Annotated in this window: 13 protein-coding genes; 2 read left to right on the forward strand and 11 right to left on the reverse strand. The window is 39.0% G+C overall.

Features of this window, described 5'->3' with window-relative positions; all coding sequences use genetic code 11:
• Positions 1-140: 140 nt before the first annotated feature.
• The 6 genes from dapB to ribF all read right to left on the reverse strand — a co-directional run bounded on the left by dapB (position 141) and on the right by ribF (position 6,961).
• Positions 141-962 (reverse strand): 4-hydroxy-tetrahydrodipicolinate reductase, encoded by an 822-nt coding sequence (dapB, locus tag DK866_RS05560; RefSeq protein WP_109408055.1) that lies wholly within the window; start codon positions 960-962, stop codon positions 141-143.
• A 224-nt stretch (positions 963-1,186) separates the two neighbouring features.
• A complete protein-coding gene (ispH, locus tag DK866_RS05565) occupies positions 1,187-2,140 on the reverse strand; it encodes a 4-hydroxy-3-methylbut-2-enyl diphosphate reductase (RefSeq protein ID WP_109408056.1) in 954 nt (317 codons plus the stop codon).
• Positions 2,121-2,591: an FKBP-type peptidyl-prolyl cis-trans isomerase gene (gene fkpB, locus DK866_RS05570; RefSeq protein WP_072069463.1), complete on the reverse strand. Its 471-nt coding sequence runs from the start codon at positions 2,589-2,591 to the stop codon at positions 2,121-2,123. Before fkpB ends, ispH begins: the two co-directional genes overlap by 20 nt.
• A gap of 69 nt (positions 2,592-2,660) precedes the next feature.
• Positions 2,661-3,176: a signal peptidase II gene (gene lspA / locus DK866_RS05575; RefSeq protein WP_072069464.1), complete on the reverse strand. Its 516-nt coding sequence runs from the start codon at positions 3,174-3,176 to the stop codon at positions 2,661-2,663.
• Positions 3,177-3,179: 3 nt separating this feature from the next.
• Positions 3,180-5,990, reverse strand: coding sequence for an isoleucine--tRNA ligase (gene ileS, locus DK866_RS05580; protein ID WP_109408057.1), 2,811 nt, complete (start codon positions 5,988-5,990; stop codon positions 3,180-3,182).
• Positions 5,991-6,019: 29 nt separating this feature from the next.
• Complete coding sequence (gene ribF, locus DK866_RS05585) at positions 6,020-6,961, reverse strand: bifunctional riboflavin kinase/FAD synthetase (RefSeq protein ID WP_109408058.1); 942 nt, start codon at positions 6,959-6,961, stop codon at positions 6,020-6,022.
• Positions 6,962-7,391: 430 nt separating this feature from the next.
• Between ribF and rpsT the strand changes: the two genes are divergently transcribed.
• Positions 7,392-7,652 (forward strand): 30S ribosomal protein S20, encoded by a 261-nt coding sequence (rpsT, locus tag DK866_RS05595; RefSeq protein ID WP_004248964.1) that lies wholly within the window; start codon positions 7,392-7,394, stop codon positions 7,650-7,652.
• 72 nt (positions 7,653-7,724) lie between these two features.
• On the opposite strand, the gene nhaR is transcribed toward rpsT, so the two are convergent.
• Together nhaR and nhaA are read right to left on the reverse strand one after the other, a co-directional pair.
• Positions 7,725-8,645, reverse strand: a complete 921-nt coding sequence (gene nhaR, locus DK866_RS05600; protein WP_109408059.1) for a transcriptional activator NhaR — start codon at positions 8,643-8,645, stop codon at positions 7,725-7,727.
• 190 nt (positions 8,646-8,835) lie between these two features.
• Complete coding sequence (gene nhaA / locus DK866_RS05605; RefSeq protein WP_109408060.1) at positions 8,836-10,014, reverse strand: Na+/H+ antiporter NhaA; 1,179 nt, start codon at positions 10,012-10,014, stop codon at positions 8,836-8,838.
• A 451-nt stretch (positions 10,015-10,465) separates the two neighbouring features.
• On the opposite strand from nhaA, the gene DK866_RS05610 reads away from it, so the two are divergent.
• Complete coding sequence (locus tag DK866_RS05610) at positions 10,466-11,311, forward strand: DMT family transporter (protein ID WP_109408061.1); 846 nt, start codon at positions 10,466-10,468, stop codon at positions 11,309-11,311.
• Between the two features lie 75 nt (positions 11,312-11,386).
• Here DK866_RS05610 and dnaJ read toward each other — a convergent pair whose 3' ends face one another.
• The 3 genes from dnaJ to mog all read right to left on the reverse strand — a co-directional run bounded on the left by dnaJ (position 11,387) and on the right by mog (position 15,632).
• Entirely contained in the window at positions 11,387-12,526 is a 1,140-nt protein-coding gene (dnaJ, locus tag DK866_RS05615) for a molecular chaperone DnaJ (RefSeq protein ID WP_109408062.1), read from the reverse strand.
• Between the two features lie 104 nt (positions 12,527-12,630).
• Positions 12,631-14,556: a molecular chaperone DnaK gene (gene dnaK / locus DK866_RS05620; protein ID WP_109408063.1), complete on the reverse strand. Its 1,926-nt coding sequence runs from the start codon at positions 14,554-14,556 to the stop codon at positions 12,631-12,633.
• Between the two features lie 488 nt (positions 14,557-15,044).
• Entirely contained in the window at positions 15,045-15,632 is a 588-nt protein-coding gene (gene mog, locus DK866_RS05625; RefSeq protein WP_109408064.1) for a molybdopterin adenylyltransferase, read from the reverse strand.
• Positions 15,633-15,802 lie beyond the last annotated feature (170 nt).

A 15,802-nucleotide genomic window follows, 5' to 3' on the forward strand; every position in this document is an offset into this window, starting at 1 on the left:
CATATTTAGAAAAAAAACAGAAAAAATAAGAGATAAACAATACAAATAAAAGGAAGGAGAATTAAAATAAAAAATAAAATAAAAAACTCACAATTAAATAAATAATTATGAGTTTTCAAATAATTATAAATAACGATTTATCACAATTCTTCTAAAGAAAGCACATCTTTCATATTATATAGACCTGACTTTTTAGACCTTAGCCAAATAGCTGCCTTTACCGCACCATTTGCAAATGTCATTCGACTGGAAGCCTTGTGGCTTATCTCTACCCTCTCGCCAATATCGGCAAAAATCGCAGTATGTTCACCCACAATATCCCCTGCACGAATAGTAGCAAAACCAATACTTTGAGGGTCACGCTCTCCCGTATGCCCTACTCGCTCATAAACCGCACACTCTTTAAGATCACGACCTAATGCATCTGCAATAGATTCCCCCATTGCTAATGCAGTACCTGATGGTGCATCAACCTTATGACGATGATGCGCTTCTACAATTTCAATATCACTGTAAGATCCCATCACTTTAGCGGCTTTTTCGAGTAACTTAAGCACCAAATTAACACCAACACTAAAGTTGGCTGCAAACACAATAGGGATGATTTTTGCTGCATCATCTATGGCTTTTTTGCCTTCATCATCAAAGCCTGTCGTGCCAATAATCATGCCTTTTTGTTGTTCCACACAAAATTCAATATGTGAAAGCGTGCCTTCTGGGCGTGTAAAATCAATTAATACATCAAATGCATTAGCTTGTGCTAATAAGTTATCAGTTACCGTGACACCGATATGACCAATGCCAGCCAACTCGCCCGCATCTGAGCCAATTAATGAAGAATTTGTACGTTCAAAAGCAGCACCTAGCACAGTTCCTTCTTGTTGAGAAATTGCCTGAATTAATTGGCGTCCCATGCGTCCACCCGCACCAACAACAGCAAGACGAAGTTCTTTTGCAGACATAACTAAATTTCTCCTTAACAATGCTTATGATCTCTATTTATTGTTTACAGATTAGCGATGTCATCCGTTTGATGCCAGCATTTAACGTTCTAGATAAGAAAAACACACCAAACAGAGCTAATTATCAGTAAAAGAGATGAACAGCATGATTATTCATTTAATTTTAGGTATAAAAAAAGCAGAGATTTAAACTCTGCTTTTAAAAATCACGCTTTCTAGATGCCTTATTCGATAACTTTATAATCAAGTCGAAGTTCTTTTGGCACTTCAAAAACAATATTTTCTTCACGCCCAGATAGTTCGATCACTTCATCAGCACCAAAGCTTTTTAGACGCTCTAACACCTGTTGTACTAAAATATCAGGGGCTGAAGCACCTGCAGTCACTCCGACAATATTGACATTAGTCACCCATGACTCATCAATATCTTCAAAGCTATCGATAAGATAAGAAGGTTTTCCTGCACGCTGTGCCAATTCTGCTAAGCGGTTTGAATTTGATGAATTCTTAGAACCAACAACAAAAACAACATCTGCTTTTTCAGCAAGCTCTCTCGCTGCTTCTTGGCGATTGGTTGTTGCATAACAAATATCGTCTTTACGGGGTCCAATAATTTTTGGAAAACGTGCATTTAAAGCATCAATAACTTCAGATGTATCATCAACAGAAAGTGTTGTTTGAGTCATAAAGCAAAGATTGTCTTCATCTTTGACTTTTAGTTTCCAGACATCCGCAGGTGACTCTACTAAATACATTCCCCCTTCAGGGTTGTTGTATTGCCCCATTGTACCTTCAACTTCAGGATGTCCTGCATGACCGATTAGAATCGCCTCTTTACCTTTACGGCTAGCTCTAGCCACTTCCATATGAACTTTAGTCACTAATGGGCAAGTCGCATCATAAAGCATCGTTAAATTACGTGAACGAGCTTCTTGACGAATAGCTTGAGAAACACCATGAGCCGAAAAAATTAAAATCGCGTTATCGGGTACTTCTGAAATTTCTTCAATAAAGATAGCGCCACGTTCGCGTAAGTCGTTAACTACATAACGGTTATGAACCACTTCGTGACGAACATAAATAGGTGCGCCATAGATTTCCAGAGCGCGGTCAACAATGCTGATAGCTCGGTCAACACCCGCACAAAAGCCTCGTGGGTTAGCCAGCAGTATTTGCATGTGTTGTTTCCTCCTCAGGATTGATGCTGACAACTTCAATATCAAATGTCACTTCTTCTGACGCTAATGGGTGATTAAAATCAACCGTAACAGAATCTTCAGTGACATTTTTTACAATACCTGGCATTTCACTGCCATTCATTGCTGTAAATAGCATGATAGTACCGGCTTCTGGCACTCCAGACTCAGCAAAGTCAGAAGGCATAAAGTATTGGATCAAGTCAGGGTTATATTTACCAAAAAGATGTTCGCCCGCAAGCGTAAAAGTTTTTTTATCTCCCGTTGATAACCCCAATAATTCAGCTTCTAAGGCTGGCGATAAACTTTCATCACCTAAACGAAAAAGGGCGGGTTTACCATGTGCTTGCGTAGATTCAGCAACAGAGCCATCGGCTAACTTTAAAGTGAAATTCAACAATACCGCGCTGTTGTTGAGTACCTGCATAACCATACTAATACCTTCTATTAAGCGTAACCCCCGCCATAAGGCAGGGGTTATTTTAGTTAACTCATTGTCTGATTACTTTTGCTTTTTTGTATCTTGCGGACTGGCATTTTTATCAGGGAAAAAGCTTTCAATGATAATTAGCCCAGCACCAATACAAATACCCATATCAGCAATATTAAAAGTGGGCCAATGCCAATCTCCAACATAAACATCAAGAAAATCGATAACAAACCCGTGGATCAGACGATCAGAAAGATTACCCAATGCTCCGCCAATAATAAGCGCATAAGCGATGTTACTTAGTTTGGCATTCGCTTTATTTTTATACATCATTACTAATAAAGTAATGCAGATTGCTAATGCAATCAGTGCAAAAAACCAACGTTGCCATCCCCCTTTATCCGCTAAAAAGCTAAAGGCAGCACCATAGTTATGTGCGTAAGTGAAATTGAAAAAAGGCATCACAGCAACAGATTCATACAGACGAAATGTCTGCATGAAATACTGTTTTGTTCCTAAATCCAACACCACTACAGCAATTGCTAACCACAACCAGCGTAAACCTGTAGAGCAAAGTGTTTTCTTCATTAATTAAGCAAACTTACGTTCTTCACCGTTACCGGCTACGTTAGTAACACAGCGTCCGCATAATTCAGCGTGTTCCGCTACTTGACCGATATCTGTCGCATAATGCCAGCAACGAGGACATTTTTCGCCATCTGCTTTATTAAAGGCGATTTTTAAACCCGCCATATCAGAGGCTAATGCTGTTTCTGGTGCTTCATTAATATCTGCAACTGTCGCTTGAGATGTTAATAAAACAAAACGCAGTTCATTACCTAATGCATTTAATTTATCGGCTAAAGCGTTATCTGCATACAGTGTGACTGATGCTTCTAAAGAGCCACGTAATTGTTTATCTGTACGTGCTTGCTCCAACACCTTATTGACTTCACCACGAACAGCCAGTAATTCAGCCCAGTAATCATCATTTAAGGTTTCTGATGCATCTAAACCAAATAAATCGGTATACCACTCTTCAGTTAAGACATATTTTGCTCGCTCACCTGGCAGTTCATTCCAAATCTCATCAGCAGTGAATGACATAACTGGCGCCATCCAACGAACTAATGCTTCACTGATGTGGAATAATGCTGTTTGGCAACTACGGCGAGCAACGCTATCACTTTTCGCGGTATATTGTCTGTCCTTGATGATATCTAGGTAGAAAGAACCCATTTCCACTGAACAGAACTGCATTAAGCGCTGAATAACATTATGGAAATCGTAGTTTTCATAGTGTTTTAGGATATCCGCTTGTGCTGCTTTCGCACGGCCTACAGCCCAGCGATCAAGTGTCACCATCTCTTCTGGCTTAACTTGATGTTTTGCAGGATCAAAACCGTTCAAGTTTGCTAAGAAGAAGCGCGCTGTATTACGAATACGACGATAAGTGTCCGCAGAACGTTTTAAGATCTCATCAGATACAGCGATTTCACCTGTATAATCGGTTGAAGCAACCCATAAACGTAAGATATCAGCACCCAGTTTATCCATCACATCTTGTGGACTTACTGTGTTACCGATAGATTTAGACATTTTACGGCCTTGTCCATCTACGGTAAAACCATGTGTTAATACTTGACGGTAAGGTGCTTTACCTTTGATTGCCGTTGAGATCATCAACGAAGACATAAACCAACCACGATGTTGGTCAGAGCCTTCTAAATACATATCAGCTGAATTGCCATGGTATTCTGGGCGAGCATCAACGACTGTTGAGTGTGTTGATCCTGAATCAAACCATACGTCCAGTGTATCAGGCGTTTTCATGTAATCGTCAGCTTCATCACCCAATACTTCACGAATATCTAAATCCCACCATGCTTGGATGCCGCTAACTTCAACACGTTTTGCAACTTCTTCCATCAACTCTAAAGTGCGAGGATGTGGCTCTTGTGTCTCTTTATGAACAAACAGAGACATTGGAGTACCCCAAGTGCGTTGACGAGAAATACACCAGTCAGGGCGGTTTTCAACCATTGACTCAATTCGTGCTTGACCCCAATCAGGTATCCATTTAACACCTTTGATCTCTTTTAATGATTGTTGACGTAATCCGTTTTTATCCATGCCAATAAACCATTGTGGTGTTGCGCGGAAAATAACGGGGGTTTTATGTCTCCAACAGCAAGGATAACTGTGCTGCAACGCTTCGTGATGTAACAGAGCGCCTTTTTCTTTCAGCAATTCAACGATGACATCATTCGCTTTAAAAACAAAAACGCCATCTAATGTTGGATAAGTGCCAGGTAAATAACAGCCATTTGGCCCAACTGGGTTTGCAACTTCTAAACCGTATTTTTGGCCGACCACAAAGTCATCAGGACCATGGCCTGGTGCAGTATGTACCGCACCTGTACCCGCATCTAAAGTAACGTGATCACCTAAAATAGCAGGAACATCAAAACCCATAAATGGATGATTAAAGCGCAGCAACTCTAGATCTGTACCTTTACATTCACCTAAAACAGTCCAGCCAGTTACGCCAATACGTTGCATCACGTACTCAACAAGATCTGCCGCTAAAATCACACACTCATCATTAAATGAGACTAAGGCATAATTAAATTCTGCATTTAAGGCGATCGCACGGTTAGCAGGTAATGTCCAAGGCGTTGTTGTCCAGATAACCAAAGAAATTGGTTTATCTGTTGCTGAACCAAATTTAGCAGCAACAGCTTTTGAATCTACGGCAGTGAAACGCACATCGATAGAAGGGGATGTTTTATCGTAGTATTCAACTTCAGCTTCGGCCAGTGATGAACCACACGCAGTACACCAGTGAACAGGCTTAGCCCCTTTTAACAGGTGACCATTTGCGATAATACGCGCTAATGCACGGATAGTATTCGCTTCTGTTTTATAGTCCATTGTAAGATAAGGTTTTTCCCAATCTCCTAGAACACCTAAACGAATAAAATCTTTTTTCTGTGCTTCGATTTGCTCGTAAGCGTATTTACGACATTCCTCGCGGAATTGTGCTGCCGATATTTTCTCTCCTGGTTTACCTACGATTTGTTCAACTTTTAGTTCGATAGGTAATCCGTGACAATCCCATCCTGGAATGTACGGAGAGTCAAAGCCTGACAGCCCTTTGGATTTAATAATAATATCTTTGAGAATTTTGTTTACTGAGTGACCAATATGAATATTGCCGTTGGCGTATGGAGGGCCATCATGCAAAATAAATGTTTTTTTACCACTTTTAGCCTGACGAATAGCTTGATACAAACCTTCTTTGTACCAACGTGATAACATCTCTGGCTCGCGCTTTGCTAAATCCCCGCGCATAGGGAACCCTGTTTCTGGTAAGTTCAGGGTATTTTTATAGTCACTCATTCGATTCTCAGTTCCAATTTTCCGCTAGTTTATGACTCCGACCGCTGCGATAAAAAATCCCTAGCAGTAGCCACATCATCTGCGATTTGCTGCTTCAATGCATCCAATGATGCAAATCGCTGTTCATTACGTAATTTCTTTCGTAACACAACATCAATACGACGTCCATATAAATCCATATTAACGTCGATTAAATGAACTTCTAATTGTACGCCCTTTCCTTGTACGGTAGGACGACTTCCGATATTTGCCACACCAGGTAAAGGTGATTGATTATCTGACAAATAGACATCAACGGCATAAACGCCTTTAACGGGTGCAACTAAGCGCTTCATTGGAATATTGGCTGTCGGAAAACCAATAGTTCTACCCAATTCATTACCATGAACAACTCGTCCACAAACACTGTAAGGGTGTCCAAGGAGTGATTCAGCAAGAACTAAATCATCATTGAGTAACGCTTCTCGTACTGCGGTGCTACTGATACGTAATCCTTTATCGCAATAACTTTCTGTATTTGCGACATCAAATCCATATCGAACACCTGCTTGTTGTAAAAAGTGGAAATCACCTTCACGATTTTTGCCAAAGCGAAAATCATCACCAATAGCAAGAAATTTCACCCCTAATTTATCGACCAGTAGGGATGAAACAAACTCTTCAGGTGTTTGTGCCGCAAATTGTTTATCAAATTTGACACACAAAAGGTAGTCAATACCGCATTCAGCCAAATACTTTATCTTATCTCGTAAACGAGTCAGACGTGCTGGTGCTTTTTCTGGTAAAAAAAACTCAAGCGGCTGAGGCTCAAATGTCATCACAACCGTGGGTAACCCTCGCTGTGAGGCTTCTTGCTTCAAGTGTTTCAATAATGCCTGATGGCCTCGATGGACACCATCAAAATTCCCAATTGTCAGAACGCAACCATGATGTAGCGCTCTAATATTCTGTATACCGCGAATTAGCTCCATAACTGGCTCAATACCGTGGAAATTATTGGATTATACCTTGTCAAAGGCTTGAGAGTAACCCAATATATCAATGTTTATTGATGAGTAATATCTCGACAAGTCGATTCACTATTATTCTTAAATGTGACTACTCACATTAAACAAAAATGGACTATCACTCACTTCTTGGTTATAAAATCGCATAAAATCAACCGTAGATCCTATTAGAATCTATTATTTATTACTCATATACACGATTTTGATGATTTTTTCACTCAAAAGACTGTATTCTACCCGTCTTAACTGATAAAATCTTGCGCCATCACAACGAAACAAGTGTCGCGTACAACGACGCTAATTTTGTATAAATCCATTGACAAACTTAGGTTGAAAAGGCATATTCCTTCACCTTTGTATTTGTCCTCGCTAGAATATATTTGGGAGTTGGAACTTGGCTAATATCAAATCAGCTAAGAAACGTGCGGTTCAGTCTGAAAAGCGTCGTCAGCACAACGCAAGCCGTCGTTCTATGATGCGTACTTACATTAAAAAAGTATACGCAGCAGTTGCTTCAGGTGATAAAGAAGCAGCACAAAAAGCATTTAATGACATGCAACCAATTGTTGACCGTCAGGCAACTAAAGGCTTAATTCACAAGAATAAAGCTGCACGTCATAAAGCTAATCTGCAAGCACAAATCAAAGCAATGTAATATTGCTTTCTTGTGTTATAAAAAACCGGCTTATGCCGGTTTTTTGTTTTCTGCTTTTTAAGCATAACTCACTTATGGATTTACAATACTCTTCTTATTCCCATTAAAAAGCTCTGAAAAATCAGTATTACAAACGCGCTGAACTGCTGGATGTTGGATCATTCGCTCTGCAAAAATCGCGTAATACTCTTCTTTTACAGTATCAAGCATCCCTATTTCTTCGATATTACTATGAGCAAAAGTTTCATCAGTATACAGTGAAGGTGCTACAAAAATGGCATTATAATTTAATCCAAATGCTTTCATTAATGCTGCATCATCAAACTCTCCCAAAATTTCCACTTGCAGATTTTTATTACGTATCCACGTTAACAAATGGCGACCTAACATATATCGACGACCAGGAATGAGTAACTTCCGTTCTTCTAAACATTCAGGGAACGGTTTTTCAGGAAGTGGATGGCTGCAAAAGAAACTCATATTACATTCACCGAGTTTTACAGAAAACAGGCCTTCTTGTTGTGAAGAATCCACAGGGCAATCCGATAAAATCATATCCAGCTTATGCTGGCTTAATTGTTCTAATAATAATTCATGCGTTGATTCAAAACAGCGCAGATGAATTTGCTCATGATCAATCACCGCCGTTTCTAATACGCGACTGACTAATTGTTTAGATAATGCATCCGCAACACCGACATCAAACAACAAGTTCGATTCACGACTATAGTTGACGATATCCAGCATCTCTTGGCTTAACATAAACATTTTATCGGCATAACGAAAAATAAGTTGCCCCAACTCTGAAGGAACTAACCCCCTTCCTTGGCGTTTAAACAACTTACCACCCAATCTTTCTTCTAATGCCTTAATTTGCCCTGTAATCGTCTGAGGTGTCAGATACAGAGCTTCTGCTGCACCTACAACAGAGCCTTCTTTACACACATGCCAAAAATAATAAAGATGGTTAAAATTGAGATGTGACACCCGCATAGTTATCTTCCTTTCAACTTCTGTGCCTTAAACACAGATTATGTAATAACGCATTAGTTTGCGATTGGCTTTCCTTGCATCCAATCCTCATAAAAACACCTACGGCACAATACACTGTATTGCACCGTAGATTTAAATATATAGCTCGGTATTTATTGTGTTGAGAAACTCAAATCCGTAATAAATTTCCTTATATTGACTTCGTTTTTGACTTCGGTAAAACAGAACGAAGCAACAAATATCCCACAACTGCAGCTACCGTTGAACCTACTAAAATACCCAGCTTAGAGTAGGTATTATAAGCTTCACTTGCACCATCAAATGCTAATCCTGCGATAAAGATAGACATAGTAAAACCGATACCACAGAGCACAGATACTGCAAATATTTGCTTAAGATTAATCGCATCTGGTAATTTTGCAATGCCTAGTTTTACCGAAACCCAACTAAAGAGGAAAATTCCAATCGGCTTACCCAAAAATAGTCCCAATGCGATACCTAATGGTAATGCGGATAACATGCCATCTAATGTCACGCCATTTAAGGAAACGCCCGCATTACTAAATGCAAATAGTGGCAAAATTAAATAGGCAACCCAAGGATGTAACACATGCTCTAATTCTTCAGAAGGCGAATCACCCTCTTTATTTCTTAATGGGATAATGAATCCGACAATAACACCCGCAATAGTGGCATGAATGCCCGATTTTAAAATACACACCCACAAAACAAACCCAAGAACTAAGTAAGCAGCAGTATTACCAACTTTACGCCAGTTCATTATGCCCAGAGCAATAACAATCAACCCAGCCAAAGCCAATGGCATCAGTGCAATACTCTTTGAATAAAAGAGTGCAATAATCACAATAACGCCTAAGTCATCGATAATTGCTAAGGCCAATAAAAAAACCTTTAATTCAACAGGGACACGTTTACCTAATAACGCCATCACCCCCAATGCAAATGCAATATCTGTTGCCGCTGGAATTGCCCAACCTTGTTGCCCTACAGCATCGGTATGATTGAACATAAGATAAACCAATGCAGGCGCTAACATTCCACCTACAGCGGCAATTGCAGGGAAAATGGCTCTATCACGTTGAGCTAAAGAACCTTCTTTTAATTCACGTTTAACTTCTAATCCGACCACCAAAAAGAAAATAGCCATTAAGGCATCATTTACCCAAAGCAGTAATGGCTTATCAAGTTCGAATGCACCAAACTTGAGCATAATAGGAATAGATAAAAACTCATTATACAAAGCACTTAGAGGTGTGTTCGCCATAATTAATGCGATAATAGCAGCAATAATCAGAAGAATACCGCCTGATGCCTCTAATCTCAAAAATTGTCTAATAATTGCCGTCATAATATTAACCTCAAAATTACTAATCTTGTTAATAATATGCTAACCATGGATTCGTAAAAAACAGTTTATTTATGGATAACAGATCGTTTTTTTCGAGTTGATAGAGAAATATTAAGGAAAACAAGATAGGTAGTCATAATTAAGTAACATTATTTCTTAATGTGAAAATATAACCATAATTAGAAAGGTAACATGCAATATATTGAAAAATATATAATTTTTTAACTCATTAATAAAAATAAGCATCTAGTTCAATAAACAACACCAATCGACAAAATAGACCAAACATATTAATTTTTAATTATCAAAAAATAATATTATTTTTGTCTCTTTCATTTATAGCATCCTTAGATTATGAGAGAAAAGAAAATGTTATATATTTCACTATTTATCCATTGTGTTATGGTTTTATAAAAATAATTTTCGCTTTAGTACAAAGGCCTTTATCAATATGTCGATTACCGTTTTTATTGCCGTGCTATTTGCCGCTGTCTTCCATGCATGTTGGAATGCATTAGTCAAAGTAGGCAGTGATCGATTTCTTGGGATCTCATTACTTACTTTTTTTTCAGGTATTGTGACAATCCCTGCTCTATTTTGGGTTGGACTACCCGATATAGAAGCATGGAAATGGCTTATTCTTTCTGTCCTATTTCATATTGGTTACACTCTTTCTTTAAGCCGATGTTATACCTTGGCAGACTTTAATCAGGTCTATCCGATTTCTCGCGGTAGTGCGCCATTAATGACCGCTGTCCTTGGCTTTTTTCTTTTTCATGAAACCCTTCCTGTTAATGGCTTGCTCGGCATTTTATTGATTATTTTGGGTATTATCCTTATTTCACGTAGCCGAAAAATAGCGACGTTTAATTTACGTAAAGATGCACTCTTTTTTGCGCTTCTTACCGCATTATTTACCGCAAGTTATACCCTATCTGATGGTAATGGCTCCCGAGTAGGAGAAACACCTTTTGCTTATATTTTATGGCTCTTCTTTTTAAATGGTATCGTAATGTATTTGCTGGCATGGCTCCGTTATCGCCAGCACTTAAAAGCCAAAATAAAAGATTATTGGAAGCCCGCATTTTTAGGTGGTGTCATGCAATTAATCAGTTATGGCATAGTGATATGGGCGATGAGTCATGCTTCTATTGTGCTGGTAGCGGCATTAAGAGAAACCAGTGTATTGTTTGCTATGGTCTTATCTGTTTATTTGCTAAAAGAACAATTTAACCGCAAACAATTATTAGCGTGTTTAGTCATTTTAGCGGGTATTGTCGCCATCAAGATGGGATAATCTTGCGCCATATTCAAATAAAAAGGCCCGATGATAAATACTATCATCGGGCCTTTTTGAAAGAAGGAGTAAAAATTATTTCGTTAAATCATCAAAGAATTTTTTCACACCATCTAGGAAGCTTTTAGAGCGCGGTGTATTTTTCTCACCACTTTTACCACCGAATGATTCACCAAGTTGTTCCATTAACTCTTTTTGTTTCTCATTGAGTTTAACTGGAGTTTCAACAACAACACGGCACATCAAATCACCGATAGTGCTACTACGTACAGACTTGACGCCTTTACCTTTCATACGGAACATTTTGCCCGTTTGAGTTTCTGCTGGGATTTTAAGTTTTACACGGCCATCCAGTGTAGGAACTTCAATTTCGCCCCCCAAAGCAGCAATCGCAAAGTTAATCGGAACTTCACAATAAAGGTTATTACCATCACGCTCAAATATATGATGTTGACGAACATGAACCTGTACATATAAATCGCCTGCTGGTGCACCATTCTCGCCGGCTTCACCTTCACCACTTAAGCGAATTCGATCACCCGTATCAACGCCAGCTGGGATTTTAACAGACAGTGTTTTATAACGCTCAACACGACCATCACCATGACATTTAGAGCAAGGCTCTTTAATCACTTTACCGCGACCATGACACGTTGGACATGCTTGTTGTACAGTGAAGAAACCTTGACGTAAATGAACCTGACCCGCCCCATGACAGGTAGAGCATGTTTCTGCCGAAGTACCTTCTTTAGCACCACTACCGTGGCATTTATCACAAGTTTCTAATGTCGGTATACGAATTTCTTTGGTCACACCACGAACCGCTTCTTCAAGCGTTAATTCCATGTTGTATTGTAAGTCAGAACCTCGTGATGCGCGTTGTTGACGGCGACCACCACCAAAAATATCACCAAAGACATCACCGAAAATATCACCAAAGTCAGCGCCACCACCGAAACCGCCACCACCTTGGCCGCCAAATCCGCCTTGCTCAAAAGCAGCATGACCATATTGATCGTAAGCTGCACGCTTTTGTGCATCACTTAAAATTTCGTAGGCTTCTTTAATTTCTTTAAATTTTGATTCTGACTCTTTATCACCCTGATTACGGTCTGGATGATATTTCATTGCTAAACGCTTATATGCACGCTTAATTTCTTTTTCATCGGCATTTTTGCTTAAACCGAGAACTTCGTAAAAATCTCTTTTTGCCATTCTAGATTACCCTTGACATAAGCACACGGGCGTAGAGTTTCCTCGACGCCCGTGTTCGGTATCAGTAACTATTCACAGTGAGTTACCGTGGCCCGTTAAGGGCATTATTTCTTGTCTTTGCCGTCAACTTCTTCAAATTCTGCATCGACAACATCATCATCTTTCTTCGCACTTGCATCTGCGCCAGCAGCATTACCTGCGGCACCTGCTTGTGCTTGTTGTTGTGCGATTTCTAACAGTTTCTCAGAAGCTTCAACTAATGCTTTAATTTTTGCTTCGATAGCGTCTTTATCTTCGCCTTTAGAAGCAATTTCTAACTCACTTACCGCTTTTTCGATAGCTTCTTTATCGTTCGCCGGTAATTTATCACCAGCTTCTTCAATTTGTTTACGAGTACCGTGAACTAATTGGTCTGCTTGGTTACGAGTTTGCACTAATTCTTCAAATTTACGGTCTGATTCTGCATTGGCTTCTGCATCACGTACCATTTTTTGGATTTCTTCTTCATTTAAACCAGAAGAAGCTTTAATTGTGATGTTTTGCTCACGACCACTGTTTTTATCTTTAGCTGATACATGCAAAATACCATCAGCATCGATATCAAAAGTAACTTCGATTTGTGGCATACCGCGTGGCGCAGCCTGAATGCCATCTAAGTTAAATTGACCCAGTGATTTGTTATCACTAGCACGTTTACGTTCACCTTGTAATACGTGAATAGTTACAGCAGATTGGTTATCTTCTGCGGTAGAGAACACTTGACTATGTTTAGTTGGGATTGTGGTATTTTTTCCGATCAGGGAAGTCATTACACCACCCATTGTTTCGATACCTAAAGACAGTGGAGTTACGTCAAGTAACAGAACGTCTTTAACATCACCCGCTAATACACCGCCTTGAACCGCAGCACCCATTGCAACCGCTTCATCAGGGTTAACGTCTTTACGTGGTTCTTTACCAAAGAAATCAGCAACAGTTTTCTGAACCATTGGCATACGAGTTTGACCACCAACCAGAATAACGTCGTTAACTTCACTTACTTTCAGGCCAGCATCTTCTAATGCAACACGTACTGGTTCCATTGAACGCTTAACTAAATCTTCAACTAAAGATTCTAATTTTGCACGAGTTACTTTGATATTTAAGTGTTTAGGACCTGTTGCATCGGCAGTAACGTATGGCAAGTTAACATCTGTTTGTTGTGCTGAAGATAATTCAATTTTCGCTTTTTCAGCAGCTTCTTTCAGACGTTGCATTGCTAATGGATCGTTACGTAGATCAATGCCTTGTTCTTTTTTAAACTCATCAACTAAGTAGTTAATTAAACGGCTATCGAAATCTTCACCACCTAAGTGAGTATCACCATTGGTTGACAGAACTTCATAGGTTTTTTCGCCATCTACTTCATCGATTTCGATGATAGAGATATCGAATGTACCACCACCTAAGTCATAAACTGCGATAGTACGGTTACCGACTTCACGATCTAAACCGTAAGCCAGAGCAGCCGCTGTTGGTTCGTTAATAATACGTTTAACTTCAAGACCTGCGATACGGCCCGCATCTTTAGTTGCTTGACGTTGCGCATCATTAAAGTAAGCAGGAACGGTAATCACTGCCTCAGTAACTGCTTCACCTAAATAGTCTTCTGCTGTTTTCTTCATTTTTTTCAGGACTTCAGCAGATACTTGTGGTGGAGCCATTTTATCGTTACGAGCTTCAATCCAAGCATCACCATTATCAGCCTTAACAATTTTGTAAGGCATGATAGCAACGTCACGTTGAACTTCTTCATCTTCAAAACGACGGCCAATTAAACGTTTGATGGCAAATAAAGTATTTTGTGGGTTAGTCACAGCCTGACGTTTTGCTGGCTGACCAACTAAGATTTCACCATCTTGTGCATATGCAACGATTGAAGGAGTAGTACGATCGCCCTCACTGTTTTCAATAACCCGGGCAGTTTTGCCATCCATTACAGCAACACAAGAGTTAGTTGTACCCAGGTCAATACCAATAATTTTACCCATTTAAACGCCTCCAAAGAGAATTCTTTATCAATTTGACTACCAATCTATATGAGGATGAATATTCATTTTTCAAGTCAAAAATTAATAGACTTAACAACATCATCTCAAAGCGGATATAAAATCAACGCAACTCAATAGTGGTAATTGCAGTTGAAAAGAAGATGGGGTCATAAATACATTCATCAAGGGGAATCATTAAAAAAAATGCAAAAAATGCGAAAAAAATGATCCAGCCAAGTCCGGATAAATTAAAAGTTATTATTTATCAATATATTAAAACAATCACCAATAGCATCATGGTGAATTAACACACAAATTTTAAGACTTAACTTAAAATTCGAGTATAACAAGTTGAAAATAAAGGTTTTTTAATAAATCACGAAGAAAAAAGAGATTAAATAGAATGAGGTTATTTTTGTACTACTTGAATACAGTATGAATTCCAAGCATTCATACAAACAAACAGTTTAAATAACCTCTTAAATTATTTATGCAGAGGTAGAACGACGGGCTGATTTTGGTCTAAATGCTTTCACAATATCTTCATTTGTTTCAACGTAAGGGCCATCTAACAACTGGATACAATAAGGTACACTCGCAAAAATACCACTAACAATCACTTTGCCTTCGCTATCTTTTAACCCTTCTAACGTTTCTGCAATCGCTTTGGGTTGTCCGGGTAAGTTTAAAATTAATGCTTGGTTACGAATAACACCAACTTGTCGGGATAAAATTGCAGTGGGTACAAATTTTAGGCTAATTTGGCGCATTTGTTCACCAAAACCAGGCATTTCTCTATCTGCAATGGCCAATGTTGCATCTGGAGTAACATCACGGCGTGCAGGCCCCGTTCCTCCCGTTGTTAGCACTAAATGGCAACCTGATTCATCAACAAGTTCACAAAGTGTTTGCTCAATCATCAATTGTTCATCTGGGATCAAACGAGATTCGATATGAAAAGGCGTTGTTAACGCAGTTTTTAGCCAAGCCTCTAAAGCGGGTAAGCCTTTATCTTCATAAACCCCACTTGATGCGCGATCAGAAACAGAAACTAACCCTATGCGTAATTCATTCATATCAACCTCAATTAATCAATGACCATCTAACTTGCGCGCAGATATTACCATGAGAACACAAGAGAATTAAAAATAATCTCAATATATTAATGATGTTTAATATTTGATTATTGAGAACGGATAATAAAAATTGATAACTCTCTATTTTTATTTATCGTTAACTAAAATAG

This window comes from Proteus genomosp. 4 str. ATCC 51469, from assembly GCF_003144375.1.
GTDB lineage: Bacteria > Pseudomonadota > Gammaproteobacteria > Enterobacterales > Enterobacteriaceae > Proteus.

Excerpts from the sequence above, each read along its gene's own strand:
- dapB (WP_109408055.1), bottom strand. The coding sequence starts at position 962 with ATGTCTGCAAAAGAACTTCGTCTTGCTGTTGTTGGTGCGGGTGGACGC.
- ispH (WP_109408056.1), bottom strand. The coding sequence starts at position 2,140 with ATGCAAATACTGCTGGCTAACCCACGAGGCTTTTGTGCGGGTGTTGAC.
- fkpB (WP_072069463.1), bottom strand. The coding sequence starts at position 2,591 with ATGGTTATGCAGGTACTCAACAACAGCGCGGTATTGTTGAATTTCACT.
- lspA (WP_072069464.1), bottom strand. The coding sequence starts at position 3,176 with ATGAAGAAAACACTTTGCTCTACAGGTTTACGCTGGTTGTGGTTAGCA.
- ileS (WP_109408057.1), bottom strand. The coding sequence starts at position 5,990 with ATGAGTGACTATAAAAATACCCTGAACTTACCAGAAACAGGGTTCCCT.
- ribF (WP_109408058.1), bottom strand. The coding sequence starts at position 6,961 with ATGGAGCTAATTCGCGGTATACAGAATATTAGAGCGCTACATCATGGT.
- nhaR (WP_109408059.1), bottom strand. The coding sequence starts at position 8,645 with ATGCGGGTGTCACATCTCAATTTTAACCATCTTTATTATTTTTGGCAT.
- nhaA (WP_109408060.1), bottom strand. The coding sequence starts at position 10,014 with ATGACGGCAATTATTAGACAATTTTTGAGATTAGAGGCATCAGGCGGT.
- DK866_RS05610 (WP_109408061.1), top strand. The coding sequence starts at position 10,466 with ATGTCGATTACCGTTTTTATTGCCGTGCTATTTGCCGCTGTCTTCCAT.
- dnaJ (WP_109408062.1), bottom strand. The coding sequence starts at position 12,526 with ATGGCAAAAAGAGATTTTTACGAAGTTCTCGGTTTAAGCAAAAATGCC.
- dnaK (WP_109408063.1), bottom strand. The coding sequence starts at position 14,556 with ATGGGTAAAATTATTGGTATTGACCTGGGTACAACTAACTCTTGTGTT.
- mog (WP_109408064.1), bottom strand. The coding sequence starts at position 15,632 with ATGAATGAATTACGCATAGGGTTAGTTTCTGTTTCTGATCGCGCATCA.